25 protein-coding genes are annotated in these 26,721 nt (G+C 38.6%); 3 read left to right on the forward strand and 22 right to left on the reverse strand.

Annotation, left to right across the window (positions count from 1 at the left end; genetic code table 11):
* Positions 1–29: 29 nt before the first annotated feature.
* Together M3189_RS15755 and M3189_RS15760 are read right to left on the reverse strand one after the other, a co-directional pair.
* Positions 30–1,133, reverse strand: a complete 1,104-nt coding sequence (locus tag M3189_RS15755; protein WP_251635045.1) for a toxic anion resistance protein — start codon at positions 1,131–1,133, stop codon at positions 30–32.
* 4 nt (positions 1,134–1,137) lie between these two features.
* Complete coding sequence (locus M3189_RS15760; protein WP_251635047.1) at positions 1,138–2,775, reverse strand: YceG family protein; 1,638 nt, start codon at positions 2,773–2,775, stop codon at positions 1,138–1,140.
* Positions 2,776–2,994: 219 nt separating this feature from the next.
* On the opposite strand from M3189_RS15760, the gene M3189_RS15765 reads away from it, so the two are divergent.
* The gene (locus tag M3189_RS15765) at positions 2,995–3,240 is read left to right on the forward strand and encodes a hypothetical protein (protein ID WP_251635049.1); all 246 of its coding nucleotides are present in this window, start codon (positions 2,995–2,997) and stop codon (positions 3,238–3,240) included.
* Here the strand turns inward: M3189_RS15765 and M3189_RS15770 are convergent.
* The 15 genes from M3189_RS15770 to M3189_RS15840 form a co-directional block, all read right to left on the reverse strand.
* Positions 3,227–4,036 carry a hypothetical protein gene (locus M3189_RS15770; RefSeq protein WP_251635051.1) on the reverse strand — a complete coding sequence of 270 codons (810 nt, stop codon included), beginning with the start codon at positions 4,034–4,036 and terminating at the stop codon, positions 3,227–3,229. The genes M3189_RS15765 and M3189_RS15770 overlap by 14 nt on opposite strands.
* Positions 4,033–5,154, reverse strand: a complete 1,122-nt coding sequence (locus tag M3189_RS15775; RefSeq protein ID WP_251635053.1) for a cysteine protease StiP family protein — start codon at positions 5,152–5,154, stop codon at positions 4,033–4,035. The genes M3189_RS15770 and M3189_RS15775 overlap by 4 nt, the downstream gene beginning before the upstream one ends.
* Positions 5,108–6,502: a phosphoribosyltransferase family protein gene (locus tag M3189_RS15780; RefSeq protein WP_251635055.1), complete on the reverse strand. Its 1,395-nt coding sequence runs from the start codon at positions 6,500–6,502 to the stop codon at positions 5,108–5,110. Before M3189_RS15780 ends, M3189_RS15775 begins: the two co-directional genes overlap by 47 nt.
* On the reverse strand, positions 6,444–7,640 hold the full coding sequence (locus M3189_RS15785) for an HpcH/HpaI aldolase/citrate lyase family protein (protein WP_251635057.1): 1,197 nt from the start codon (positions 7,638–7,640) through the stop codon (positions 6,444–6,446). The genes M3189_RS15780 and M3189_RS15785 overlap by 59 nt, the downstream gene beginning before the upstream one ends.
* A gap of 76 nt (positions 7,641–7,716) precedes the next feature.
* Positions 7,717–8,487 (reverse strand): TerC family protein, encoded by a 771-nt coding sequence (locus tag M3189_RS15790; RefSeq protein ID WP_251635059.1) that lies wholly within the window; start codon positions 8,485–8,487, stop codon positions 7,717–7,719.
* A 73-nt stretch (positions 8,488–8,560) separates the two neighbouring features.
* Entirely contained in the window at positions 8,561–9,142 is a 582-nt protein-coding gene (locus M3189_RS15795; RefSeq protein ID WP_095250535.1) for a TerD family protein, read from the reverse strand.
* A 99-nt stretch (positions 9,143–9,241) separates the two neighbouring features.
* On the reverse strand, positions 9,242–9,820 hold the full coding sequence (locus M3189_RS15800; protein WP_251635061.1) for a YpjP family protein: 579 nt from the start codon (positions 9,818–9,820) through the stop codon (positions 9,242–9,244).
* A gap of 182 nt (positions 9,821–10,002) precedes the next feature.
* Entirely contained in the window at positions 10,003–10,437 is a 435-nt protein-coding gene (locus tag M3189_RS15805) for a BrxA/BrxB family bacilliredoxin (protein ID WP_251635063.1), read from the reverse strand.
* Between the two features lie 58 nt (positions 10,438–10,495).
* Positions 10,496–11,632 (reverse strand): conserved virulence factor C family protein, encoded by a 1,137-nt coding sequence (locus tag M3189_RS15810; protein ID WP_251635065.1) that lies wholly within the window; start codon positions 11,630–11,632, stop codon positions 10,496–10,498.
* A 178-nt stretch (positions 11,633–11,810) separates the two neighbouring features.
* The gene (locus tag M3189_RS15815) at positions 11,811–13,700 is read right to left on the reverse strand and encodes an ABC-F family ATP-binding cassette domain-containing protein (RefSeq protein ID WP_251635585.1); all 1,890 of its coding nucleotides are present in this window, start codon (positions 13,698–13,700) and stop codon (positions 11,811–11,813) included.
* A complete protein-coding gene (locus tag M3189_RS15820) occupies positions 13,697–14,347 on the reverse strand; it encodes an HD domain-containing protein (protein ID WP_251635067.1) in 651 nt (216 codons plus the stop codon). The genes M3189_RS15815 and M3189_RS15820 overlap by 4 nt, the downstream gene beginning before the upstream one ends.
* A gap of 73 nt (positions 14,348–14,420) precedes the next feature.
* Positions 14,421–14,609: a hypothetical protein gene (locus tag M3189_RS15825; protein WP_251635070.1), complete on the reverse strand. Its 189-nt coding sequence runs from the start codon at positions 14,607–14,609 to the stop codon at positions 14,421–14,423.
* A 26-nt stretch (positions 14,610–14,635) separates the two neighbouring features.
* Complete coding sequence (locus M3189_RS15830; RefSeq protein ID WP_251635072.1) at positions 14,636–15,484, reverse strand: DegV family protein; 849 nt, start codon at positions 15,482–15,484, stop codon at positions 14,636–14,638.
* Positions 15,485–15,614: 130 nt separating this feature from the next.
* On the reverse strand, positions 15,615–16,124 hold the full coding sequence (locus tag M3189_RS15835) for a hypothetical protein (RefSeq protein WP_251635073.1): 510 nt from the start codon (positions 16,122–16,124) through the stop codon (positions 15,615–15,617).
* A gap of 45 nt (positions 16,125–16,169) precedes the next feature.
* The gene (locus M3189_RS15840; protein ID WP_251635075.1) at positions 16,170–17,852 is read right to left on the reverse strand and encodes a formate--tetrahydrofolate ligase; all 1,683 of its coding nucleotides are present in this window, start codon (positions 17,850–17,852) and stop codon (positions 16,170–16,172) included.
* Between the two features lie 201 nt (positions 17,853–18,053).
* On the opposite strand from M3189_RS15840, the gene metA reads away from it, so the two are divergent.
* Positions 18,054–18,962, forward strand: coding sequence for a homoserine O-acetyltransferase MetA (gene metA, locus M3189_RS15845; protein WP_251635077.1), 909 nt, complete (start codon positions 18,054–18,056; stop codon positions 18,960–18,962).
* Between the two features lie 121 nt (positions 18,963–19,083).
* The gene (locus M3189_RS15850) at positions 19,084–19,296 is read left to right on the forward strand and encodes a DUF3892 domain-containing protein (RefSeq protein ID WP_251635079.1); all 213 of its coding nucleotides are present in this window, start codon (positions 19,084–19,086) and stop codon (positions 19,294–19,296) included.
* 34 nt (positions 19,297–19,330) lie between these two features.
* Here M3189_RS15850 and mntR read toward each other — a convergent pair whose 3' ends face one another.
* The 5 genes from mntR to cydB all read right to left on the reverse strand — a co-directional run bounded on the left by mntR (position 19,331) and on the right by cydB (position 26,721).
* Positions 19,331–19,753: a transcriptional regulator MntR gene (gene mntR / locus M3189_RS15855; protein WP_251635081.1), complete on the reverse strand. Its 423-nt coding sequence runs from the start codon at positions 19,751–19,753 to the stop codon at positions 19,331–19,333.
* Between the two features lie 68 nt (positions 19,754–19,821).
* Positions 19,822–22,002, reverse strand: coding sequence for a DNA topoisomerase III (locus M3189_RS15860; protein WP_251635083.1), 2,181 nt, complete (start codon positions 22,000–22,002; stop codon positions 19,822–19,824).
* A 263-nt stretch (positions 22,003–22,265) separates the two neighbouring features.
* Complete coding sequence (cydC, locus tag M3189_RS15865; protein ID WP_251635091.1) at positions 22,266–23,993, reverse strand: thiol reductant ABC exporter subunit CydC; 1,728 nt, start codon at positions 23,991–23,993, stop codon at positions 22,266–22,268.
* The gene (gene cydD, locus M3189_RS15870; protein ID WP_251635094.1) at positions 23,990–25,708 is read right to left on the reverse strand and encodes a thiol reductant ABC exporter subunit CydD; all 1,719 of its coding nucleotides are present in this window, start codon (positions 25,706–25,708) and stop codon (positions 23,990–23,992) included. The genes cydC and cydD overlap by 4 nt, the downstream gene beginning before the upstream one ends.
* A complete protein-coding gene (cydB, locus tag M3189_RS15875; protein WP_251635096.1) occupies positions 25,708–26,721 on the reverse strand; it encodes a cytochrome d ubiquinol oxidase subunit II in 1,014 nt (337 codons plus the stop codon). Before cydB ends, cydD begins: the two co-directional genes overlap by 1 nt.

A 26,721-nucleotide genomic window follows, 5' to 3' on the forward strand; every position in this document is an offset into this window, starting at 1 on the left:
TAGCTTTAACACAGCCTTTTATTAAACAATTAATATTGTTGTTTCAATTTTTTAAAGTTATCTTGGAGTTGTTCTAGGCGCTGTGTTCCTTCTACACGCAGACGCTTGTTTTCTTCTTCAATAGCTCTTGTTTCCTGCATACCTTTGATGATAATGTTCCAGGATTCTTCGATGGTTTCGATTTTGATGCTTGGACCACCGGCGAGCCTTGCAATATCTGTGCTTTGTTTAGAAATGTTTTGCGCATTTTTCAATAGCATCTCGTTGGTTCGGCGATCAAGCTCACTCATCGAATCAGCAACAAGCTTCTGCCTTTTTGCCGCAACTGCCTGAATAAGACCATTTTTAAAAATAGGAATTGTTGTTACGAAGGCGGAATTAATTTTTCCAATCAGCTTCGTATTTCCTCGTTGCAGCAATCGGATTTGCGGTGCTGTCTGCAGAGATACCATTTTTGCCATTTCAAGGTCATAAATTCGCTGCTCTAGGGCCTCAATAGAATTTTTCAATGTATCTAATTGCATCGAGGCAATCTGGTCACCTGCGGCAACACGTGCTTCTAGCTGTGGCAATTGATTGTTTTTAAGTTCTTCTACCTTGATTTCGCCGGCAACCACATATTTTTCAAGGGTCATATAATATTGATAGTTTTGCTCATACATTTGCTCGAGCATTTTCGTGGAATCGACCATTTCATGCTGGTACTTGGAAATTTCCACGTATACCTTATCAATCTCAGAGCCCATCGATTGGTATTTGCCGAAGACCTTTTCAATCATCTTCTCGCCCTTTTTAAAGAGCTTCCCGAAAAATCCAGGTGAGGTTTTTTGAAAATCCTTCGGGTCGAACCTATCCATAATTTTGGTAAGCTGTTTCAAAAGCTCACCTGAATCTTCCACTTTTGTGGTCCGCATATTGCTTAAGATTTGATCAGAAAAGCGAGATATTTGAACGGCAGGCTCTTTGCCGAATTCCAAAATTTTAATTTGGTCTCTTTCATCAATCGACTTCGCCAGATTCTGAACTTCGTTTTCCTTTCGAAGGGCAAGCTTAATGTCTGAAATCTTTGCTTCACTCAGTGTATCTTCTGTGGTTGCCGTCATTAAGTCCGCAGATTTCTTTTGTAGATTCATTCTTTTAATCTCCCCTTAAATTTTTTAAGATTCCTTGAAAGAACCCTTTCTTCAACTTAAAAGGTTCCTTATATTCTAGATCAAAAACAACATCCTCTAGCCAGTGGGTATCAAATAAACTATCCTGGAGGAAATTTTCAATATCGTTATGACCTGGCGGGTTATACACAATAATATCAATTCCAAATTGGTTTAAAAGAAGAATAAGAGCTGCATCAGATCTTGATAGGATACCGCGACACTCATTGTTATAAATAATAAGCTTCGGTACATGCTGTGAATAATCAAATTTCTCAATCAATTGGGTAATTTCTTTAGGTGTAAACATCGCTTGACTAAATAAATAAATGCTTACCTCTTCCATGCTTTCCCCTGGTAAAGACTTTAAACCCGGTTTATCACAAATTCGCCGTATCGCATTGGCAATCCCTTTTTGTAAACCTGTTGGCAAAAAGGAATACGGCCAATAATGAGCCTGCATCATCACTTCAGGATTCAACAATCCATCCCTTCCAAGCGCATTTCGATAATGGAAGCGAAAATCGTTGGAGCTTGACCATGTAAACGGCAGCTGACGAATCAATAAGCTATGTTCGAATTCTGTAAGGTTTTGAATTCGATCCCAATACTCTTTACGATTTTTGCTTACACCCTGTATTTTCGCAAACAGCGAAGGTATCTTCACCTGTCCAGCCTCTACCTCAAACCCGGGGCGAACCATTGCGATTTCTCTTCCAAGTATAAACAATTCATCATAGGTTGTTTTTAAGGTAATAGAAGATGGCGTGTAATCCCGTAACTGCCAAGGTTTATATAACCCAGAGCCCTCCTGATTAAGAATGGTCTCAATTTCCCTTGAAGCCCGGTAGGCGACAGTGGTTTGGCGATTTCTTCTCTCCGTTGGGAATGGCTCAGCCTGCTGTTTGTTTGGAAAATGGTGTGTAAAGATTTCCTCTTCAAGATAGCCTGCTAACACATCACTTCCATCGGGATGGAAAATCACTAAATCACAGCCTAGCTTCATTAAATAATAAACAAAATAAGGCTGACTTCGTTTCATATCGCCGTACCAAAGGAATTTTGGCATTCCCTTTTCCAAGTCAATACCCTCTAATAAAGGATTTAGATGGTTCATCGACCACTTTATTACGTCGACTAGAACCCTTCTTAGTTCATGATTTTTCAAACCGTCCTTTTCACGATGGGTAAAAAGTTCGAGCGTCGCAATCATGGCTTCCCTTACTTTTCGATGTATGGCTGGGATTTTTAACTTATACAGCAGCTGTTCACCATCAAGAAAAGCTGTGAACCGATTAATTGAAAGCTTCTGTTCCTGACCGATATTAAACACCTTTTGAATCGATTGAAAATGCTGATTATCTATACTTTTATTTAGTGAATCCTCACTTAAAAGATGTAAGTGGGTGTCAGGTGAGGAAACATACTCAAAAAGCTGATTGTAATACTCATCACTATCAATCGGAATTCCAAGGAATTTCCCCAGTACTTGCCCAATCTGAATAGTTCCCTTGTCTATCGAAAATTCAGGACGTTCTGACAGGGGCGTTTTCAGCATATCAAGCCAATTTTCATATGAAAGGGATACAGGTCGGACATTCAGTTGGTTGTATGGTAAGTTCATTCATAATCCCTTCCCTCAAATAAGCGAAAGATTTTTATTCATTACAGTAAAATTATGTAAGGGTATTCTTTACCATCATATCACAGTTAAATAATTGGTTCATTGTTTATACGAAAGTAATCATAAAATGTTTCACTCTCATACGTAATTCCCTCATTTTTCACCTTTTTCCCTGTCCTTACATATTATTGGAGTACTCACATAAAAGTAGGTGACCTCATGAGATTCATATTTAAGCGGCCAAGAATGGAAGATGTTAGCGAGGAATTAAATATTATTATGGAATTAATGGTCTCCAAAACCTTCGTTATCATCGATTTGTTCTGGTTATGCTTACTTTTTACACTGTTACTATCTCCCGTTCTTGCCACTGTTAGTATGTCAGTTTTATTTTTCTGCGCTTCTTTTGCTGTGTTCAATGGTATCTATTTTTATTTCTTTTATCCTTATATTAAGAAAAGTTAGCTTGAGTGATAATACACTCACCGAAACGTTTGAGAATCTCTTCCCCTGCAGCAATGCCGAGCTGGTTTGTCAGCGTGATATCAGCTGGTCCCATTACTTTAAGCAGTTCTCCATGACTTGGGACGAATCGATAGGTGCAGTTCTTTAGAAAATCCCAATCTAGAACAGAATCACCCGCACCTGCCATTGCTTTCATTCCTTCTCGGTTACAAATATATTCAAGTGCCTTCCCCTTGCTTATAGCAGTTGGAATAAAATAAAGTTTTCTTCCTTGAAGACTCATTTTCCATCCATATTGCGCTGTTAGCTCACGGATTTCTATCAGTTCAGATGGAGTCGGAAGACAATTTAAGATAAAGTAAAAAAATAGATTCTCAGCATGCTTTCTTTCCCCATCTAAAATAATTTCAGCATTTCTCAAGGCAGAAAGTAACTCTTCCTCAGGTGCACATCCATTTTTCAAATGAATGATTAATTGATCTGACCATTCCTTTAAAGGTTCGCCTTTATACAATATCTGAGCTCCATTTGTCGTAATCGCATAGGTCAAGGGTACTTCTTGTTCAAAAATCACAAATCTCTTAAATTGTTCCGTTGTTCGTGTTGTAACGGGTATAAACAAGCTGTGCGAGCTGACTTCTTTTAACATCGAAAAAGCAGCTTCCGTCATATATCCAGTCCAGGATCCTTTATGGAATTCAACCGGCTTCAATACGATATTCTCCGGGATACCGAATTCTTCGAGTGCCCGATTGGAATACATGAGTGTTCGATCAAGATCTGATGCTGTTATCATTTGCTAGTCCCCTTAACCGATTTAATTAAGCCCATACATAAATAATTCATTTGCGGATAGGCAATGACCTCTACGTCCTTTTCTTCTGCCAGCATGAGGATATGTTTCACAAATGGGCTAGAAGGATCGCGCATGAGGATTTTCCAAGGGACTCTTCGGAGAAGGACACGTGTGGTCTCCCCGACTCCTGGTTTTATTAAATTCGTACTATCAATCTCAAATTCTGCCTGAATGTTTTTAACATCCTGCATACCTAAATATTCAGTTTTAATCTCTTCTTTTACCCTTTTTATTGCGGCTTTCTCCGCCTTGTCCATAATGGCTGGAAATTCAGCTGCAATCAACTCGATATATTTATTGGAGACATCACTGGATAGAAGCTCCCGGTAATATTTAGCGCCGTGAAAATCAGATTCACCAATATAGTGAGAATTTAATACAGTCCGGCTTACAAGTCCTGAGACGGTCGAATTTAAACAAGCACTCGGAATCAAAAAGTCCTCTCGCGTGCCAAAAAGCGAAGTACAATAACCTGGATCGGCAATGACGGCAAGTTTATCATCCAGTCTAATTTGATACTTTTCTTCAAACTCCTGGCATGCTTTTGTAAGTTCAATCGAAATGGCTCCTTTTCCTGTCCAGCCATCCACAAATTGAATTTTGCCTTCAGGATGTTTAGCGAGGATATAATGGAGCGCATTTTCATCTATTCCTCTGTCACGGATAATAGAAATACTATAATGTGGTAAAGAGACACCATACCGTAAACGAATATATCTTTTTATCAGAATCCCAACTGGCGTTCCTGCTCTAGCTAAGGATACAAGAATGGCTTGGCTCCCCTTAAGACGATAGATTTGCTCTGCAACAATCCCAACGCATAAGGCCACCTTCGTTTTATATTCACTGGTGGTATTCCAAAACAAATCTACATATTCCTTTGGCGGCTGGTATTCAATCGGGAGTGACTCACTATAATGCTGACCAGATTGAACTCTCAATTCCCGATTTGCGGTCGAATCTTCCAGTTCAATATCACTTAAATCCTTTAATAGAAAAAGAACATCTTCCTCAGAATAGCTTCCCATTTTCGCAGGCTGATTGGTTATGATTGACATTCGTTTCACCCCTTGCATGCGAGAAAAAGACGATTTTAATCGACTTTATCTGTAATTTTTCTACTTGTTTTACTAATGGCTTAAGGTTTTCTGCAGGTACTTCTCTCTCTAAAAAAACAAATAATTCATCATATTCTCCAGGCGGAATATTGTAAACAAAATGAGCAATATCCAAGTCCTCTGGATTAGGAAAACTGATTCCATGTCTTGCACCATAGTCAACTATATCTTGAATATAGATAGGACTTCTCGTACTTGATTGATAAAAGACATTATTGCCCATTTCCGCAGCCAATTTCATTGGAATATACATAAATTCTCCGGTACCTAAACAAAGAGTCTTCGCTCCCGTCCTGTGTTGTCTTAACACAGCAGCTGCAGCACTTATTTTCTTATGAAGTACTTTATTATCGTGGCTATCGGTCCCGAAGCGACCTGTTTCTTTGATAAGAGAAGTTGAATTATTAATCGTGGAGCATGCTTTATCAAAGAAATCAGATAATGATACTCTTTCAATACATGGTCCAATTTCTTGATATGTATGTGGCTTCTCTTGTTCTTGAAGCTGACCAATTGCTTCTACATGAACATTACCACTCATCAAACTAACAATGTTAATGCTTATCCCAAGTGTTTTTTCTAGTTGGGCAAACTGTTGTTTGTTTTCCTCTGAACGCCAATCCAAAATCGATACAACACTGTATTCCTTCCTTGGAAACTGAGCATGGATGGATTGAATAATATTGATGGCTGTTTTTCCCGTTGTCATTTCATCATCTACTAAAATAATTTCCCGTTCATTATTAATCATGTCGAGCGGAATATAACAGCGATGCGAGGTAGCGTGAGAATGCTCTTCTTCAAAGGTTATACTAGGTGTTAAACTACTAATCTCTTCTCGCGTCGTGTGGAAAAACTCTGCACCCAGAAAGCAATCAAAAAAAGCGTGCCCAAGAGCGGTCGCAGTCTCAGCAAATCCGATAACAACCGGGTTAACAGACTTGGGGATAAAAGCCACACTTTGAAACTGTGTTTCTTTTTGAATAAAAGCTCCGATTAAATCTTTTGTAACCTGACCATTCAAACCTTTTACATTTTCAGCATATCTTGCTGCAAGTAATGAGGCTGTTAACAGACCTTTTTGGGGATGAATGGGTAAATGCTTCCCAAGTACTTTACTGACAAATAAAAACGAACGTTTTTTATTAATTCTTGCGGCCATAGTAAACAGTTCTTCAAGAGGTAACTGATATGGATTTTCAGTAACTTCAATGTCTACATTAATTGCGTCAAGAATTGTATACGTATACGTCTTTTTTGATAAGGTCGATATTTGTGTATCCTTCATGCAGCACCCCATAAAGCTGAGATTTTAATAGAATTTTTTTTGCCCAAAATAAATGGGGCTTAATTTCATTCATTTTATTGGAAAAATCACTCTTTTTTACACCAATTTCACCGTTTGCTGCTTCAACAATTGAACATGCATCGATGTATTCCTCGTACGTTACAACATTAAGGGCCTGGACTGCTTTAATATGGGTAGGATGGATGATTGTTTTTCCCGTTAACCCATTGGCAATGTCCATTAATACCTCTCTAATAAGACCGTCCAAATTTTGATCAATTAGTTCAGCCCGCCATTTCAAGCCTTCATCACCATAACGTTCACGAAAAGGCGTTTGCCTCAGCTGAGGCTTTAACATTCTTGGTTTTGAGGAGAAATACTCCCAGACCGGTCCTGAAATCACATAGGGGCTCTCTGATCGTTGAAAAACATTAATGATATCGGCAATGCAATCTCGTAAAACAGCAATCTCGTAAACCGTGGTATCTACACTTCTGCGAATGCCATATAACCCGCAGAAATCCGTAGCCCCAATTCGAACATTCAAAATATTATTCTTATACTGATCCAAGAGATGTTTAATATCCATTAGTTCAGTCATTCTTGTTTCTTTTTGTATAATTCTATCACTTTCAAGTATAGGCATGGCGTAAAAAGGCTTGTATTCTGTATGTATTTTCACAATCTCAGCTAATAAAGCTTTACCAGATTCCGCATTAAATTTCGGTAAAACCACACCTGTTAACAGTTCAATGGCATTCCCTAATTGTTCTTTGATTCTTCTAAGCTGCTCTATATTCCGAATCCGGATAAACATGAGCGGCAGGTCGTCAATCGTTAAATAGTTTTTGTTGATTTCACCATATAGCTTAAGCAATTCCTCTACTAGCAGTACTTCCGCTTTTTCAACTTCAATATCACCAACGGCATCCTCTAGGTCAATCACGAGCGAAGTTAGTCCTTCATGCTTTTTTGAGAGGAGGTCTTGATGAATGTTTGGACGAGTTGCTGGCATATATAGCGTTGCACCTAAACCATAGGATAAAAGCTCTCGATCACTGTACTTGTTAAAGTCCTTTGGCGTTTGAAAAAACAATGCCTTTAGCTCATTTTCATAAAAATAAGTAAAATACTTCATTCTAAATGACTCCTTTAATAAAAAAGAATGGGGACTGACTTTCGTCTGTTCCCCATTTTATGTCTTACGTTGATAATTATGATTCTTTGCCGACTTCTTTCTTTTTGTTCATGTAGTGAATAACGAAAGTGGCACCGAATGTAACTAATATAATAATAAAGAAGGCCGCATGTGGAACATGAATATCGAAAACAGCGACAAGCATTTTTGCTGCTATTAACAGAATTAAAACATAAGCAGCTGTCTCAAGCTCAGGAATGCGGTCAATTAATTTCAAGAAAACTCCAGCAATACCACGCATCATTAATACCCCAAGCATACCGCCGACTAACAACACCCAAATCTGTTCACTAACACCAAAGGCAGCTAGAACACTGTCAACAGAAAAAGCAATATCCATTATTTCAACAGCAACTACTGTTCCCCAGAACGTTCCAAACAGACGGATAAGGAGTCCGGTTTGGTTCATTCCATGTGCTTCTTCCTCTTCACTCTGAGCTGCTTTTCGTTTATCCATAAAATATTTAATAGATAACCATGCAAGATACGCTGCACCTATAATCTTTACCCACCAAAGTTTAATTAAGAATACCCCAACGCCAATTGCAATAAAACGGAACACATACGCTCCTAATAATCCATAAAAAAGTGCTTTTTTACGTTGATCCGGTGGTAAGTGTTTTACCATTACAGCTAGAACAAGTGCGTTATCCGCAGAAAGTAGTCCTTCTAGGATAACGAGTGTTCCAATCAAGCCCCAAGAAACAGGGTCTGTTAAAACTTCTCCCCACATTTCCCAGTTAAAGAATTGTGCATACGTATCTAAAATTCCTTGCAAAACAGACATAAAAAAAATTCCTCCCGGATGTTATATGTTTTTTGTAAAAGACCCAGCAAGTGCTGGGTCCTTATTCTAGTTGTTATCCTACTGATAATCCAAAGTCTGTAGCAAGTGCTGCAAGGCCGCCTTGATAACCGCTGCCAATTGCACTAAACTTCCATTCGCCGTTATGACGGTATAATTCACCAACTACAACAGCTGTTTCGATAGAGAAATCTTCTCCTAAATCATAACGAATCAATTCTTCACCATTTGCTTCATTGAAAATACGTGCATATGCATTGGATACCTGACCAAAGTTTTGGTTTCTAGCAGCTGCGTCATGAATAGTAATAGTAAATGTTACACGTTGAATGTTAGCTGGGATTGCAGTTAAATTGATATTTACTTGCTCATCATCCCCGTCACCTTCACCTGTTCTGTTATCTCCATTATGTACAACTGCTCCATTAGCACCTTTTGGATTATTGTAGAACACAAAGTCTGTCTCGTTTGTAACTTTACCATTTTCACCTAATAAGAAAACGGATGAATCTAGATCGAAATCATTACCGCCATCATATTTATTCGTATCCCAGCCTAATCCTACTACTACATTTGTTAACCCAGGATTTGTTTTTGTTAAGTCTACTTTTTGTCCTTTTGATAAACTAATTGCCATTTTTTCATTCCTCCATTTTAGGTAATAGTCTATATACGAGATTCTCTAGAAAAGGTTTCACAATTATAATAAAACTTTTTCATAGTATTACGCAAATCATTAACTCATCCATTTCGGCGGTGTATTTTTATCCCAATAGATTGACCCTAGCTCATGATGGCTTTGGAACCCGTCATGATAGGTATGGTAATGAAAGTTAAACCAGTAACCTGCTTGCGGCGGGTTATCTCTTCTAACATGAAACCGAAGAACATCGCTGTTTGAATCACTGTTTTTGATGTTGAAAATCTTTTCAGACTGCCCTTTGCCCGGAGACTCAGTAATAGCTAAGTTTATTAAATCCTCAGTTGGAAACTGTGCTGCTGTTTCCTGTAAGGCTTTTTCAATATTTGGCAAAATGATTTCCCTAAATTCATTCTCTATTACAGGTTTAATTCGAGTACCAAATTTTTGATAGGACTGCTGCTCCGCTTGTTTAAGTAACTCCTTTAAAATCTCTTCTTTATCTACACGCGATTCTTCAAAATAGCTAGTCTGCAGCGATGATATTGATTCAAAGGTATCTCTCTCATTAGGTTTCTCAGCATTTACGTTATTTATTAATTGAGTAGGTGTAATTAGACCAAATGTTAAAAGTGAAACTAGTACGACAACCGATTTACGAATCCATTTATTCATCTCTATTCCCCTTTGTACCTGGAAGAATTCAACTAATTTTTCCGAAATTTTTTGACTCTTACAAATGATTATACCTCTTTTGAAGGTAAAATGGAAAAATCATTCCCTTTCGAATAATAGAAATTTTTTCAGAACCTTAAAAACCTCAAAAAAAATAGGATGTCAAATGACATCCTTTTCTTTTAGCAATTGGCTTCAAACGCAGCCTTTAAATTATCCATAATAGATTCCATTGGCATGCCTTCAATATCATGACGAGGTATAAAGTGAACTACTTTATTCCCTTTCAACAATGCCATTGATGGAGAGGAAGGCTCAATTCCCTCGAAATACTCGCGCATTTTTGCTGTTGCTTCTTTATCCTGTCCGGCAAAAACAGTTACCAGATGTTCTGGTTTTTTATCGCTAGTTAATACCGCTTGAGTTGCTGCAGGTCGTGCAAGTCCAGCTGCACATCCACATACTGAATTTACAACTACTAGTGTGGTACCACTTGCATTTTCCATATAGTTTTCTACTTCTTCAGCTGTTGTGAGTTCTTGAAATCCTGTTCTTGTTAACTCCTCACGCATCGGTAAAACCATTTGTCTCATGTACTCTTCATAGGCCATTGACATTATAAAAACCTCACTTTCTATATTTGCAGTTTACTATATCTCATTTGTTATGTGCAATTTAGTTGTCTGCTTTCCGTGCTTCCGTCATTTGCTTCCATACTGAACCTTTTGCCGCTTCGCCGCCTTCGATTCTTTCGATTGCCATTTTAATTTGCATGCTGACCTCAAATTCAGGATCATTTTCAGCTGCCTTCAAGGCTGGTATTGAGCTTTCATCGCCCACTTCATACAAAAACATCGCAGCCCGCCAACGAACTAATTTGCTTGAATCTTGAAGTGCTTTGGTCATCTCTTCACTTGCCTCCGAGAAACCAAGGTCTGATAAGCAATCTCCAGCAGTCCTGCGAACTGTAACAGTCTTATCTTTTAGTGCTTTATATAAATACGGTAGGACACTTTGGTCTTTGATCATACCTAGGTAAACGGTCGCAAGCCTCCTGATGGATGGCTTTTCATCTGCTAACGCTTTTTCTAATACAGGTAAGTCCTCTAGTTCAGGGTCATCCATTTGTTCAAGAAGCTGATAGCGAATCTGCCAATCGAGATTGTCTAAAGACTCTAAGGTAACTTTTTTACGTTCTCTTATTGGTTTCTGTTTGGTTGAAGAATCCTTTATTTGGGCTTTAGCAACTAGGTCCTCAAGCCGCTGTGTCGGATAAGCCGCAATTAATTCTTCGACTACTTCCTGACCAATTTGGTCAAATTCACCATAGCGAACACCTTGATTATCCCACCGGCGAAGCAGGATATAATTTTCGTCTGGAAGCTGTGCACGTTCTCTTGCTTTTAAAAAGTATTCTGGCATTCCAAATCTTTTCTCTGTTGTTCCATCTGTCAGTTTCACTTGAAGAGGGATGTCCTTAAACATTTGGATATCAACCTTGATTTCACCAAAGTGTTCGTTTGGTTTGTTTTGGGACTCAGCTGCTAGTTCTGCGGTTTCTCCAAACGCCCGTCGGACTTGCGGCAATATATCCTTCCAGTCAAACTTCGCATTTCTTTCAACCGCTAAGAAATCAGCTACATGATAAACACCTTTAATCCCCTCAATTTGAAGGATATTTTGGATAATGGCTGGTGCTTCGGCAGCAGTTTCTTTTTTATAATTATGGCTCTTCCCCATTGGCAGTTCTTGATCTAGAATTATTTTCATTGTGTTTGGGCTTGGAGTTGGTTCGATTGCCTTAATTTTCATGAAGATCACCTAATTCTTTCGTTTCTCTTATACAAGTTTAACATAATGGTTATATTTCATTCTAGAAATTGATCTCGTATATGCTGCAACGCTGATATATTTCATTTATCGCAATATTTCCTAAATAACGCAGATATAAACTTCAACGAAAAAAAAAGTACGTCATCGACGCACTTTTCTACTCACTTTCAGCCAATTCAGCTAGATATTCCCATCTTTCCATTAAATACTCGAGCTTTTCGTTTAATTCTGATTCCAATTTCATTAATTCCTGTGCTTTTGTGAAGTCACTGCCGGTGTTACCCATTTCTTCGGCGATTTCCTCAAGACGAGATTCCGTTTTCTCAATCAAATTATCAATTTCTTCCCACTCTTTTTTCTCTTTAAAGGTCATTCTTTTCTTCTTTTCCTTTTCAGGAGCTTTAGCAGGTGGAGCTGAGCTCGCAACATTCTTTTTCACTTCTACAGCTGATTCCTTTTCTAGGTAATCACTGTAATTTCCATAGAAAGAATCAACCCTGCCTTCTCCACGCAAAACAAGCAGCTGATCGACCACTTTATCAAGGAAATATCGATCATGGGATACGGTAATCACAACACCTGGGAATTCTTCCAGGTAATCCTCCAAAACCGTCAATGTTTGTGTATCAAGATCATTTGTCGGCTCGTCCAGCAAAAGGACATTAGGTGCTGTCATTAATAGTTTAAGTAAGTATAAACGGCGCTTTTCACCGCCAGACAATTTGCGGATTGGTGTTCCATGGGAGAATGGCGGGAAGAGAAAACGTTCGAGCATGAGTGCGGCAGATAGTGTTTTCCCATCTGATGTCTCAATCACCTCTGCGGTTTCTTTAATGTATTCAATCATCCGCTTGTTTTCATCCATATCTTCGTTTTCCTGTGTATAATAAGCAATCTTCACTGTCTGTCCCATGATAAATTCACCTTCATCGAGCGGGAGCTTTTTGGCCAGAACATTTAATAATGTCGACTTTCCTGTTCCGTTTCTGCCGATAATCCCAAGGCGATCACCAGGTTTTACAAGTAAATCAAAGTGATTTAGGATTGTTTTTGCCCCGTAAGCTTTAGATGCATCCTTGAGTTCAAAAACCTGTTTCCCAAGTCTGCTTCCATTTAACGAGATATCAACCTTTTCCCCCGTTGGCTTCCCGCCAGAGAGCTTGTCTTCAAGTTCATCAAAACGCTGAATCCGTGCTTTTTGCTTCGTTGTACGTGCCTTGGCACCACGTCTCATCCACTCAAGCTCACGTCTAAAAAGATTCTGCCTTTTTTCAAAGGTTGCTGCCTCATTTTCTTCACGGATAGCTTTTGCTTCTAAAAATGCAGCATAATTTCCTTTATAGCTATAAAGATTGCCGCCATCTAGTTCGAACATTCTGTTTGCCACTCGGTCTAAAAAGTAACGATCATGTGTGACAAGCAGGATAGATCCGTTATATCTGCTCAAGTAATCCTCCAGCCACTTAACAGAGTCAAAGTCTAGGTGGTTGGTAGGCTCGTCTAGTATCAGTAAATCTGGCTCAGCTATCAGTACTTGCGCTAAGGCGACCCGTTTCTTTTGTCCCCCAGAAAGCTCACCAATTTTCTTTGTAAAATCATCGATTCCGAGTTTCATTAAGATTGACTTGGCATTTGTACTTGCATCCCAAGCATTCAGAGCATCCATTTGCTTTTGCAGCTGGAATAAATCCTCTTGAATTTTCGTATCATTTGGAGCTCCATTTAATAACAAAAGAGTCTTTTCGTATTCACGCATTAACCTAAGTATAGGTGCCTCTCCATGAAAGACCTGTTCCAGAACCGTTTTGTCTGAATCTAAATCTGGCTGCTGGTCCAAAAATGCAATACTGTAATCCTTGCCAGTGATGATTTTGCCATCATCAGGCTGATCCAGGCCAGCAATAATTTTTAAAAGAGAGGATTTTCCTGTTCCATTAATTCCAATTAAGCCGACTCGCTCTTTTTCACCAATCGTAATGGAAATATTGTTAAAGAGCTGCTTTTCTCCATACGTTTTCGTAACATTTTCTACTGTGAGCATTTTCATCGGCCTTGACCATCCCATTCTAGATAAAATTGTTCTAAAAATTGCTCCATCATTTGATGACGCTTTTCTGCCATCTTCTTTGCTGTATCTGTATTCAGTAAGTCCTTCAATTTTAATAATTTTTCATAAAAATGATGAATACTGGTAGATTTTCCTTTTCGGTATTCTTCTAGACTCATTTCTTCCCGAACATTTACAGCTGGATCGTAAATGGGTTGTCCTTTTTTACCGCCATAAGCAAAAGTCCTTGCAATCCCAATCGCTCCTATGGCGTCTAATCGGTCCGCATCCTGAACGATTTTTGCCTCAACGCTAGTTAGCTCCGTTTTTCTTCCACCTTTATATGAAATACTTTCAATAATTTGAACAATAGCGTTCTGTACATCATTTGGAAGCTTAATACTTTGAAAAAATAAATCCAGTTTATTTCGTCCTGCTTCAGCACTATCATTTAGCTTTTCGTCAGGTATATCGTGCAAAAGGGCCGCCATCTCAATAATAAATGGGTCACCTGCTTGCTCTTGATCACATATATGTAAAGCTGCCCGTCTCACACGGTCAACATGATACCAATCATGCCCTGTTGCGTCTTCCCCTAGTTCATTCCGGACATAGGTTACCGTTTGTTCGATAATTTGTTCGTTCATTTAGACACCTTCCTTTACCCCTGCTATTTTACCATGAAAAACGCATAAAAAATAACCCCGAAAGAATTCGGAGTTATTTTTTGTTGGCTTGACGGCCGCTTTTTTTCTGGCTTTGCGATTTTGTGTTGCCAATTGTAAACTCGCTGCCTAGTTCAACGTCATTTTTCTGATCTTGTTTTTCAATTTGCTCACGTGTCATATTTGAATTTTGTCTTCCTTGCTTACTAATGGTGATTACCCCCTCATAAAAATGAACTGCCATTTTAGTATGTGCACTAGGGGATAAAGTTATTTCAGTCCATTATGCCAGCTAATGCCAAGTGTGTTTTCGCCGGCGTGAACACCAATAACAGCGCCAAGCGGGCAGCAAATCACCTTCAACTCAGAATATAATTTTTCTATTTCCTCTTTCCATTCATTAGCATGCTCCTGGTGTAACCCATAAAGAATATAAACTTCCTTAAAGTTATATTTTTCATAAGAGGACTTAAGGTAACCAAGAATCTTTTCCTTTGCCTTCTTATCACTTCTTACTTTTTCCTTTGTATTAAGGGCACCATCTTCAATTGAAATGATTGGTTTGACGTTTAGCATACTGCCTAAAAAGAACTGTAGGCCAGACATCCTGCCGCTGCGGTGAAGCTGCTCTAAGCTTCCAATTAGAACATACGTCTCATTTGTAGTCTTTAATGTTTCTAATTGGTCGATTACAGATTCAATACTGCTGCCTGCCTCCACTAGTTCAATTCCCTTTTTTAATAAAGCAGTCATTGGGGCAGTTAGGATATTGGAATCAAAGGTTGTCACTGGAATATCTACAAGCTTAGCAGCCTGTTCACTTGAAGAAACCGTCCCACTTAATTTTCCGGATATAAGAACTGCTACTATCCGATCATAGTCCTTAGAAAGTTCCTCGTATAATTGTTTAAAAATCCCGACTGCTGGCTGTGAAGTTTTAGGCGGAGACTTAAGATCCTTCAATCTGGCATATAGCTCTGCTGCTGTTAAATCAATTCCGTCAGCAAATTCCTCGCCATCTAGTAATATCGTTAATGGTATTGTATACAAATCAGGATGATTTTTTAATTCGTTATCTAAAAAAGCGGTACTGTCAGTTACCCATGCCGTTTTAACCAATGTAATCTCCCCTTATTATTGGTATGAGGTCTTAATATCTAGTTAAAATAATCGTACCTTGAAATCTAAATATTGTAAATAATTTATACAATAAAAAACCAGCTAAGATTAATTAGCTGGTTTTTAGAGATTATTGACTGATTTCACGAAGGTATGATTGCAGGTGCTGAATGGTTGTGACCATAAAATCAAGCAATTCGACCAAATCATTCATTTGATCTTCACCGATGAGTCTGTCAAATTCAATTGAAATCGTATTCGTAATCAGTGCTTTTGAAGGAGTAATCGAAACAGATTGACAAATATCTCTTGTTACTCCCCAAATTTCAGTAAGGATCCAATTAATTTCCTTTAATTGTTTTTCATCGGTAATGTCCTTATGAAAAAATTGAAGTCTTAATTTACATCCTGAATGTTTCTGTGAAAGCACATCAGATAAAAGCTCAGCAGCAAGGTTAATCATATCTGCTTTTAGTTCCATTTTAGCAGTAACAATATTTCCTTTTGCATCAGGTAATTGAAAGTGCATATCAAAGCTCCGCGACATTTTCGCCATATTCATCTGATCGTTACGATCAATGACAACAATTTCACCGGCTAAATCTAAATCGTAAATTGCACCTTCAATAACGACCTTCATATTATCAAAAGCAGTGGGATCAAACATTCAACTCACCTCAATGTGTTAAAACAAACCTTGTGCCTTGCCATTTTCGTCTACGTCCATATTTAAGGCTGCAGGTTTCTTCGGCAGTCCTGGCATGGTCATAACTTCTCCCGTTAGAGCTACGATGAAACCAGCACCAATCGATGGTTTGAACTCCCTGACATTCACCGTAAAGTCAGTAGGTCTCCCGAGTTTCGTTGGATCATCAGACAAGGAATATTGTGACTTAGCCATACAAATCGCTAAATTAGACCATCCGAATTTTTCATAATCCTCAAGCTGTTTTTTCGCTTTTGAGGAGAATTCTACATCCCTACCGCCATAAACCTTTTGAACAATCGTTCTTACTTTTGATTCGAGTGAATCAGATAAGTCGTATAGAGGATGAAACTTATTTTCTTCTTTTTCAATTACAGATAGAAGGGCTTCGGCAAGCTCAATTCCACCTGCACCGCCCTTTTCCCAAACCTCTGTTAAGGCAACAGGTACAGCTTCCCGTTTACACCATTCAAGAAGTGTTTGCACTTCTAATTCGGTATCGGTAATGAATTTATTAATCGCTACGACCACTGGTAGACCAAAGCTTTTAATGGTCTCAATATGTTTTTGCAGATTCGCAAAGCCAAGCGTTAACGATGCGATGTTTTCCTTCGCCAAATCAGCTTTTGCTACCCCGCCATGCATTTTTAAGGCCCGGATGGTTGCAACAATTACCACTGCTTCCGGCTTAATACCCGCACTTCTTGCTTTAATATGTAAAAACTTTTCCGCTCCTAAATCAGCTCCAAAGCCGCCTTCCGTGATTACATAATCTCCTAATTTTGCTGCGGCGCGAGTAGCAATTACACTATTGCAGCCATGAGCAATATTAGCGAATGGCCCGCCATGCACGAGTGCAGGTGTATGTTCAATGGTTTGTACGAGATTCGGTTTCACCGCATCCTTTAACAATAATGTCAGTGCACCTTCAACTCCAAGATCCCCAACCGTTACAGGTTCTTTCTTGTCATTATAGGCAACAACCATTCGCGCTAATCGTAATTTTAGATCCTTCAAGTCTGAAGCCAAACAAAGAACAGCCATAATTTCCGAGGCAACGGTTATATCAAAGCCATCTTCACGCGGTACTCCTTGCAGAGGTCCGCCTAGCCCGATAATGACCTTTCTTAATGCACGATCATTTAAATCAACTGCACGTTTCCAGACAATACGGCGCTGGTCAATTTTAAGTTCATTTCCTTGTTGAATATGATTGTCGAGTAATGCGGCCAAAGCATTATTTGCGGTAGTTATCGCATGCAAGTCACCAGTAAAATGTAAATTAATTTCTTCCATCGGCAATACCTGTGAATAGCCGCCACCAGCAGCCCCGCCTTTGATTCCCATTGTCGGTCCTAAAGAAGGCTCCCTAATAGCAATGATGGCTTTCTTACCTATACGCCCAAATGCGTCACCTAGACCAACTGTAACCGTAGATTTACCTTCACCTGCAGGTGTTGGATTGATAGAAGTAACAAGAATGATTTTCCCATTATTATTTGATTCAATTTTCGAGAGTGCTTCATACGAAATTTTCGCTTTATATTTTCCAAAAAGTTCGAGGTCATCTTCCGTTAAACCAATTGTTTTGGCAATCTCCACAATAGGTTTCATGGTTGATTCTTGTGCAATTTCAATGTCGGACTTAACTGATGTTTTCATTTGCTAAAATGATCCCCCGCATTCGCATAGAATTATTAACTCTTTCATTGTATCAAATCGCTGATTTATTTCGTGTAATATTTTTCACAAAAAATTATCCTTTTCTGAATTTAAGATAATGTTTATAATGTTAATGACCGAATTTTAAAAATATACTATATACTTAACTTAACTTGATAAGAAATAAAGGGGGAGTTCACCTTGCCTATTAACATTCCAAAGCTGCTGCCAGCTAGAGAAATCCTTGAACATGAGAATATCTTTGTCATGGACGACGAACGAGCAATTCGTCAGGACATTCGGCCATTAAAACTGCTAATATTAAATTTAATGCCCGAGAAAGAAAAGGCAGAGACGCAGCTCCTAAGGCTTTTGGGAAACAGCCCGCTGCAGGTAAATGTAAAGTTTTTAAAAACCAATTCTTATGAATCTACAAACACGAGCAAACAACATCTTGAACAATTCTATACCACCTTTTCAGAGGTCAAAAACCAAAAATATGATGGCATGATTATTACTGGTGCTCCTGTTGAACTAATGGAGTTTGAGCAAGTAAAGTATTGGCAGGAACTCACCGAGATTATGGACTGGACCAAAACCAATGTCACTTCTACTCTCCATATTTGCTGGGGAGCACAAGCCGCACTATTTTATCATTATGGAATTGATAAGTTTGAACTATCTCGTAAATGTTCAGGAATCTATGAGCATCAAATTTTCGAGCAAAATGATTTCCTTCTGCGTGGTTTTGATGATCATTTTTATGCTCCCCATTCTCGATATACAGATGTATCGATTGGTGAGATTCATGAGAACCCTGAACTGACGCTATTAGCAGCATCAGAGGAAGCGGGGGCCTTGCTCATTGCCTCCCGTGATCGAAAGCATGTAATGATAACCGGACATTTGGAATACGAGTCTGATTCCTTAGCTCAGGAATACAATCGAGATATGGAACGAGGACTTGAAATCCATATTCCGGAAAATTACTTTCCAAACAATGATCCAACGCAGCCGCCAATCAATCGCTGGCGCTCTCATGGACACTTGTTCTTCTCAAATTGGCTCAACTATTATGTCTATCAGGAAACACCATTTAATTGGGATTAAGAAAAGAAGCATCGGGATAGACCGATGCTTCTTTTTCTTTTGTCTTAAAGCCTTTGTATAATCTATTTGTTTATTTTTTTAAAATTATAGAAAGAATACAGAGCAAAGGGGGGGAAACGTTGTGGAAACAGTCGTAGCACTGCATCGGAACCATTTTGGAGAGATTATCAGCTTTGTCACATCCGGAGGACGGATTATTTCCTATCAAAAAGCATTAATGGAAGCTACAAACGGTGCAATCAAAGGCGTTCAAGCAATTGAGGATTACGATGGTAATCTTGTTTTAAGCCCTGAACTGGAACAATCCTTTGACCACTATCCTGATTTATTCTAAAAAAACACCTGGCTGGCGGCCAGGTGCTTTACATTTAATCAGTTTCGTTTTGTTTTTGTATTTCTTTTAATGCCTCTATTCTCGTTTCATCTTCTTGGAAAAATTGAACGAGGTCAACGATTCTTTCAATCGAATCCCAACTTAAGTGGTGCTCGATTCCTTCGACATCATTATAGATATTTTCATCTTTTACTCCGATGATTTTTAAGAATTGTTCAAGTAAATCATGTCTAAATACAAGGCGTTTCCCAATCTTATTCCCTTTTGTGGTTAAACTGAAGCCCCTGTATTTTTCATAAACTAAGTACTCATCTTTATCGAGCTTTTGTACCATTTTTGTTACTGAGGAGGGATGAACAGATAGTGCCTCTGCTATATCTGAAACACGGGCATACCCTTTTTCTTCAATTAACATATATATTTGTTCAATATAATCTTCCATACTAGGTGTTGGCATCCCGAACCTCCAAAAAATTACTCTCTTAAAAGTTTACTATAGAAAAAAAATAGTGACAAGTTGAATTATCACTTTGTCACACTTTTGGAACTTTGTTCTTCAAATAAAAACTTTACCCTTTTCTCCTGTTCATCTAGAAAAAGCCTTGCATTAAATGTTTTATCCTTATTCGTAAAACCTTCAATCAACTCCGTTTTCCCATCAGTTAAAAGGAGTTTAATATTCTTCTGGGTAATGTTTTTTCCAAGTATCTTTTTGGATATTGTGAAATTACATTGGTTTTTTTGATAGTTCGAACAACCGTAAAAGCTTCCTTTATCGACAATCGAGCCATCACATTTTTTACAATTACCCAACTTCGTACCGCCTTTACCCTTTGTCATCTTCTTACTTGGAGTGAAATTTTCACGAACATCTTCTGAAAATACCCAATTTGCAGAATGTCCCACTCCAGAAGATATCAGATGGTAGACCATTTTATTGGTTTGTTCCATGAAATTCTTTGGAGATGCAGAGCCCTCTGAAATTTCCTTTAATTTCTGCTCCCATTTTGCCGTCATTTCTGGGGAAGCAAGAATTTCCTCACCAATCGCTTCTATCAATATTCTAGCTTTTGAGGTTGCATAAACTAGGTTCTTGGTTACATCAATATATTTTCGGTCCTTCAGCATGGTAATAATTCCTGCTCTTGTCGCCTCTGTACCAAGACCCTCTGTCTTAGATAATATTTTTTCCATTTCCTTGTCTTCGATATGCTTGCCGGCAGTCTTCATTAACGTGATTAACTGACCTTCGGTATAGCGCTTTGGAGGCTGTGTCTGGCTCTCTTTTACATCGACCTTTGTCGTACGGCCTTGTTCCCCTTTTGAAACTTTCGGCAATGCCGGTTCTTCCTCTTTTTCCTTTTGGTTGATTACCTTTCGCCAGCCTTCGTCGATTTGGACCTTTCCCTTCGATTGGAAAACCGCTCGTCCATCTACTAAAGTTGTCACCGTCGTATATTCAGCAATGGCTTTCGGATAATGCGCTGCAATTAAACTTGTGACAATGAGGTCATATAATTTCTTTTCATCTGGATCCAATCTTTCAACATTTGGAATTTGTTCAGTAGGAATTATGGCATAGTGATCTGTAACCTTTTTTTCATTTACATATCGCTTGTTATCAGCAATTGATTCCACAGGCAGTGGGAAGAATTTATCATAACCATTGATATGACTTAATTTCGTAAGGATATCTGGAAATGTATTTGCTTCTTCTTTCGTTACATGCCGCGAGTCAGAGCGTGGATAGGATACATTTCCTTTTTGATAAAGTTTTTGCAGCACATCCAGAGTCTTCTTTGGTGAAAATTTGTATCGTTTATTTGCTTCAGCCTGAAGTGAGGAGAGATTATAAAGTAAGGGTGGTAAAAATTCTTTTCTTTCCGATATAACATCTGAAACTTCCGCAGGCTTTTCCCGGCAAAACGCAGCAACCTTTTCAGCCATTTCTTTTGTTTTGACCCGTGATTCTCCATCATTCTGCCACTTACCGCTGTATTTCTTGCCATCGATGTTAAAATGGCCAATCACTTCCCAAAAGGGTTCGGATTTGAAATTTTCAATTTCTAATTCTCTTTTAACTATTAGTGCTAATGTGGGTGTCTGTACTCGTCCTACTGAAAACACATCTGAAAAGCCTTGTTTTTGCAGCAGTAAGCTATAGAGCCGTGAAGCATTCATTCCGACTACCCAATCCGCACAAGCCCGGGTGTACGCTTCAAAATATAAATTTCTTGTATAATCTTCTTCTAATAATTTATTAAACCCTTCTCGAATGGAGTTAGCAGTTAAAGAGGAGATCCAAAGTCGTTTCATTGGCTTCTTACAACCTGTCAGCCGAAGAATATTACGAATAATTAATTCACCTTCACGCCCGGCATCACCGGCATGAATAATTTCTGTTACTGCAGGGTTGTTTACCAGCTTTTGAATAACGGAAAATTGTTTTATTTTATCCTTCGTTACTTCATATTGGAACTGATTTGGAATCATCGGCAGATTATCCAAAGACCATTTCTTCCATCCCGGCTCATAGTTTTCAGGATTTACAAGCTGACATAAATGCCCAATCGCCCATGTGACATAAGCACCATTCGGAAAAGTCTCATTCGGAAATACTTCAATAAAACCATTTTGTTTTTTATTTTTAAATATAGAAGCCAGTGTTGAACCTTGATCTGGCTTTTCAGCAATAATTAGTTTCATACGATTGCTCCTTTTGATAAAGCATCCAGCATTCATTTTCCCACTTCATTTGTCTTTTTGTAAAGGATTAAAATATATCCATTAGTAGACCAATAGATTGATAAATAAAATAATTTAACTTTATTTTGGAATTTTTTCAAAACTTAAACAGAGATAAAATAGAGGATTTATAGTTTTAGAGACACAAAATACGTGGAAAATTAAAAAGCAGTGTAAACCATTATAGAGTCTGAGCACCCTATACTTTGAACTCAGACTCTATTTTATACTTTTTGAAACGGACGATCTAGTTTATATAAGCGGCGGTATCTCTCTTCATGCTCGAGCAACTGAGAGTGATTGCCTGCCATTGCCATTTTTCCATTTTCTAAGAATAGAATGCGATCCATTTTCTCCACTCCTATTAAATGGTGGGTCACCCAGATAACTGTTTTTCCCTTTAAGGTATCAAATATTGTTTGTAGCAGTTTGACCTCCGTAATGGGATCAAGACCAACCGTTGGTTCATCCAAAATTACCACCGGTGTTTTTTGCAGTAGAATACGGGCTAATGCAATCCTTTGGCGCTCACCTCCTGAGAAGCGTTGTCCTGTTTCCTGCATATTTGTTTCGTATCCTTGTGGCAATTCACTAATCATTTCATCCAATTGAACCATCTTAGATACTTCATAAACCTCTTCATCACTTGCATCCGGATTTCCCAGTCGAATATTGTTTAACAGGGAGGTATTAAATATATACGGTTTTTGGTTCAGTACACCCATTATTTTAGCAATACAAGGTTCCAGTTGATATGCATCTATTCCATTTAGTTTTACTTCACCACTAGAAGGAGATAACACACCTTGAATGAGCTTTAATAGCGTTGATTTCCCTGTACCGCTCCTTCCAATTATGGCTAGCCGCTCCCCTTGTTTGATCTCCATGGTAAAATCATCCAACAATAATTTATCTGAATAACCAAAAGAAACGTTATTTAAGTCGATAAAAATCGGAGAAGTGGAAATATCTATTGCTTTAATTTCTTTCTTTGACATGTTATTTATTTGTATCGAATCTAGACGTTTCAAGGACTCTTGATAGCTAGTTGTTTCACTAACCCCGTCTGCGATTGGTAGAAAGGATTCTAGTAGCGACAGTAAAACAAGGCCAAAAGCCGCTATTAAAGTTGGAGGAATCTCTCCACTCACAGTTAAATCGCTTGCCCAATAGATTCCCACAATTTCGATTGTACCAATGATTAGTTGATTCATAATATCCCGGTAGTTTACGAATGATTGTTTTTGAGTATCAACTTTTAGTAGTTCCTGCTCTTTTATTTCGTACCTTTGGACAAACGTTTTTGTTTGTCCGCTAAATATCCAGTCACTAATCCCAAAAACAGCTTCTGTAAACTGTTGGTAAAGCTGATTTCTGCCATGTTTCAATTTTTTATTTTTACCCCTGAAATAAAGAAAAGAAACAAATGGAGCCACAAAAAGTATGTGGCCAATTAAGCAGCCTAGCAAAATGGCAAAGGGAAGCGAGAAAAGTCCAGCGCTAATGATCAATACACTATAGATAATCAATGAAATAATAGCCGGGAACAATGTTTTAAGATAGAAATCCTGAAGATGTTCAATATCATCTGCGAGCACTCCAAGAATATCTCCCGTGCCAAACCGCGATCGAATAAACAGTGCTTGCGGCTCAATGATTTTATATAACTGAACACGCAGCCCAGAGAGTATTTTAAGTACAAACTGATGGCCAACCAGCCTTTCTAGATAACTTAAAACGGCACGTCCAATACCAAATGTTCGAACACCAACTATCGGGATATAGACCATTAAAATGGACTCAGGCATGGTTGCCGATTTGGAGATAAGATATCCAGAGGTAAACATTAAAGCCCCACCGAAGAGAATGGTTAGTGACCCCAAGAGTATAGAAAGAAAAAGTAAACCACGATACTGTTTCAAATATGGAAGAACCCATTTATTTTTTTTCATAGATTCCCCTCCATTTTTGATGAAACAAGCTGATAATAATAGCCACGCTTCGCAAGTAATTCATCATGTGTTCCCGTTTCAACTAGCTCACCATGGTCAAGAACAAGGATTTGGTCCATTTCTAACATCCAATGTAGACGGTGTGTCGCAAAAAACACTAGTTTTCCTTCAAATAATTGAAGCATGGTTTCCTTCAGCTCTGCTTCTGTTTCAATATCGAGATGAGCTGTTGGTTCATCAAACATGATGATAGGAGTATTGCCTAAGAATGATCGCGCGATAGCAATCCGTTGTTCCTGTCCACCGCTAATCATTCGTCCCCCCTCCCCAATTTGAGTCTCTAACCCTTGTGGCAGCTCATCTATCATTGTTTTAAGTCCAGACTTTTCCATCGCTGCTTCTACTTCTTCAAATGTTGCTTCAGGATGGTAAAATCGAATATTATTCAACACCGTGTCATGGAAAATATATGGCTGCTGTGGGATATAGGTTATTTGGTTTTGCCAATCCTGCTGGCATAGGGAAGTAACCATTTTACCACTAATTAAAATTTCACCACTTGAAGGTGTTAAAAATCCACTCAACACATCAATCAAGGTGGATTTCCCTGAACCACTGGCACCAATAATTCCAATTCTTTTTGAACCCGAAAGCGAAAGTTGGATATCACTTAAACCAGTTTTTTCTTCATTACTATATCTGACACTCATACCAGATACAGTAAAAGTGCTGGCAGATTCCCAAGGTGCAAGAGTTTCTTGTTTTGGCAGACTACTGTCAAGATTAAGTATTTCTTGAATCTTGTTACCGGCATTTTTTCCATCTAATGTTGCGTGGTAATCTGCCCCCACCTCTTTGATTGGCAGGAAGTACTCGGGTGCTAGTATTAAAATGGTTAATGCTGCGTGCAGCTCCATACTACCATTAATTAACCCCAATCCAAGGAATACAGCCACAGTTGCAATCGAAAGCATCGTAAAAAAGTCGAGGGCAAAGGAGGATAAGAATGCAATCCGTAATGTTGCAATTGTTGTTTTTCTATATTGTTCACTTACCCAGGCAATCTTTTCAATATGGTGCACACTCAAACCGAGATACTTTAGTGTTTCTAATCCTCTTAAGGAGTCAACAAAATGATTAGAAAGCATTTGATAGGATTCATATTGGCTGTCTGCCTTACTTTTTGCAGCCTTACCAAGTAAAATCATAAAAATCATTACAATTGGGAAGGTCAGAACTAAGATGAGCCCCGAACGGACATTTTCAAAGAAAATATAAAGAACAAGTATCCCAGGTATCAAAGCAGCATTTATCATTTTAGGAAAGTACAGCTCCAAATAACGACGAAATTTCATGATTCCTTCCATTACAAGTGTAACGGTCTGTCCCGATCCTTCCTCGCGGGTAAATCGCGGTCCAAGTTGAAATATTTTTTCTAGTAATATTTCACGAAAGCTCTTGCTCGTTTTCGCTGCAAAATCGTAGGCGATATTCTTTTTCACAACTGTAAGTACCTGTCGAACAAAGAGAGCAACTAAGAAAATCAATAAGTCTTTGATAACATTAAGAAACAAATCTCCCCCAAATAGAGAGGAGATTGCTTGTGCTAAAAAATATGCTTGAGTAATAATAGCAGCAGCTTGAATGGCCGTTAAAATGGCTAAAAGACTCAACACCATTTTAGCCCCTTGATAAGAAATCATTTTCCTGTCCATCAGTAAGTTAAATGCTCCTTGTCACTCACTCTTTTCCGGAAAACATAATAACTCCAAATTGTATACCCTAATACGAAGGGTAAGACGGTAAATGCAACGATGGTCATTATTTTTAACGAATAATCTCCGCTTGCTGCATTGTAAACTGTTAAATCGAAAGCCTTATCAATACTGCTAATCATCACCCTTGGAAATAGACCTACAAAGATGGCTGATACGGTGAAGGCTAAACCAAGACCGGACATGGTAAACGATAATCCTTCACGTTTCTTCAGATTGAAAAAGTACACCATTATATATGCTGCTACAATTAATCCTACAAGAAGTAGTTCAGGAATACGCCTTACCTCAAAAATATCTGTCATAAACCACGACAATGCTACAAAGACTACAAGTGACCCTAGTACGGCTACTGTCACTTTTTTTGCGAACTCTGCTGAACGTTTACGAATCTCCCCTTCTGTTTTTAAAGAAAGGAAATTAAGTCCATGTAAGAAGCAGAGTAGTGTGACCGTTAATCCACCCCATAGAGAGTAAACATTAATGAAATCTGTAAACCCTGCTGACATATTCATGTCCTCTTTGATTGGCATACCTCTAAGCATGCTTGTAAACAGAACTCCCAATAGGAAGGGCGGCAATAAGCTGCTGATAAAAATAACCCAGTCCCACACATTGGTCCATCGTGGATTCTCGACCTTACGGCGGAATTCAAATGAAACCCCTCTTCCTATTAAGCATAGAAGAACCGCTAATAATGGCATGTAATAGCCGCTGAACATCGTCGCATACCAATGTGGGAAGGCTGCAAAAATAGCGCCTCCACCTGTTAAAAGCCATACCTCATTTGCATCCCAAAATGGCCCTATGGTATTGACCATAACTGTTCGTTCATTTTGATTGCGAGCTAATAGCCTGGTTGACATACCAACACCAAAGTCAAATCCTTCTAGGAAAAAGAAACCAATAAAAACTACGGCGATTAAGACAAACCATAATTCACTTAATTCCAT

Origin of the sequence: Neobacillus niacini (genome assembly GCF_023715415.1) — a bacterium.
Taxonomy (GTDB): domain Bacteria; phylum Bacillota; class Bacilli; order Bacillales; family Cytobacillaceae; genus Neobacillus; species Neobacillus niacini_C.

Excerpts from the sequence above, each read along its gene's own strand:
- M3189_RS15755 (WP_251635045.1), bottom strand. The coding sequence starts at position 1,133 with ATGAATCTACAAAAGAAATCTGCGGACTTAATGACGGCAACCACAGAA.
- M3189_RS15760 (WP_251635047.1), bottom strand. The coding sequence starts at position 2,775 with ATGAACTTACCATACAACCAACTGAATGTCCGACCTGTATCCCTTTCA.
- M3189_RS15765 (WP_251635049.1), top strand. The coding sequence starts at position 2,995 with ATGAGATTCATATTTAAGCGGCCAAGAATGGAAGATGTTAGCGAGGAA.
- M3189_RS15770 (WP_251635051.1), bottom strand. The coding sequence starts at position 4,036 with ATGATAACAGCATCAGATCTTGATCGAACACTCATGTATTCCAATCGG.
- M3189_RS15775 (WP_251635053.1), bottom strand. The coding sequence starts at position 5,154 with ATGTCAATCATAACCAATCAGCCTGCGAAAATGGGAAGCTATTCTGAG.
- M3189_RS15780 (WP_251635055.1), bottom strand. The coding sequence starts at position 6,502 with ATGAAGGATACACAAATATCGACCTTATCAAAAAAGACGTATACGTAT.
- M3189_RS15785 (WP_251635057.1), bottom strand. The coding sequence starts at position 7,640 with ATGAAGTATTTTACTTATTTTTATGAAAATGAGCTAAAGGCATTGTTT.
- M3189_RS15790 (WP_251635059.1), bottom strand. The coding sequence starts at position 8,487 with ATGTCTGTTTTGCAAGGAATTTTAGATACGTATGCACAATTCTTTAAC.
- M3189_RS15795 (WP_095250535.1), bottom strand. The coding sequence starts at position 9,142 with ATGGCAATTAGTTTATCAAAAGGACAAAAAGTAGACTTAACAAAAACA.
- M3189_RS15800 (WP_251635061.1), bottom strand. The coding sequence starts at position 9,820 with ATGAATAAATGGATTCGTAAATCGGTTGTCGTACTAGTTTCACTTTTA.
- M3189_RS15805 (WP_251635063.1), bottom strand. The coding sequence starts at position 10,437 with ATGTCAATGGCCTATGAAGAGTACATGAGACAAATGGTTTTACCGATG.
- M3189_RS15810 (WP_251635065.1), bottom strand. The coding sequence starts at position 11,632 with ATGAAAATTAAGGCAATCGAACCAACTCCAAGCCCAAACACAATGAAA.
- M3189_RS15815 (WP_251635585.1), bottom strand. The coding sequence starts at position 13,700 with ATGAAAATGCTCACAGTAGAAAATGTTACGAAAACGTATGGAGAAAAG.
- M3189_RS15820 (WP_251635067.1), bottom strand. The coding sequence starts at position 14,347 with ATGAACGAACAAATTATCGAACAAACGGTAACCTATGTCCGGAATGAA.
- M3189_RS15825 (WP_251635070.1), bottom strand. The coding sequence starts at position 14,609 with ATGGCAGTTCATTTTTATGAGGGGGTAATCACCATTAGTAAGCAAGGA.
- M3189_RS15835 (WP_251635073.1), bottom strand. The coding sequence starts at position 16,124 with ATGAAGGTCGTTATTGAAGGTGCAATTTACGATTTAGATTTAGCCGGT.
- M3189_RS15840 (WP_251635075.1), bottom strand. The coding sequence starts at position 17,852 with ATGAAAACATCAGTTAAGTCCGACATTGAAATTGCACAAGAATCAACC.
- mntR (WP_251635081.1), bottom strand. The coding sequence starts at position 19,753 with ATGCCAACACCTAGTATGGAAGATTATATTGAACAAATATATATGTTA.
- M3189_RS15860 (WP_251635083.1), bottom strand. The coding sequence starts at position 22,002 with ATGAAACTAATTATTGCTGAAAAGCCAGATCAAGGTTCAACACTGGCT.
- cydC (WP_251635091.1), bottom strand. The coding sequence starts at position 23,993 with ATGAAAAAAAATAAATGGGTTCTTCCATATTTGAAACAGTATCGTGGT.
- cydD (WP_251635094.1), bottom strand. The coding sequence starts at position 25,708 with ATGGACAGGAAAATGATTTCTTATCAAGGGGCTAAAATGGTGTTGAGT.
- cydB (WP_251635096.1), bottom strand. The coding sequence starts at position 26,721 with ATGGAATTAAGTGAATTATGGTTTGTCTTAATCGCCGTAGTTTTTATT.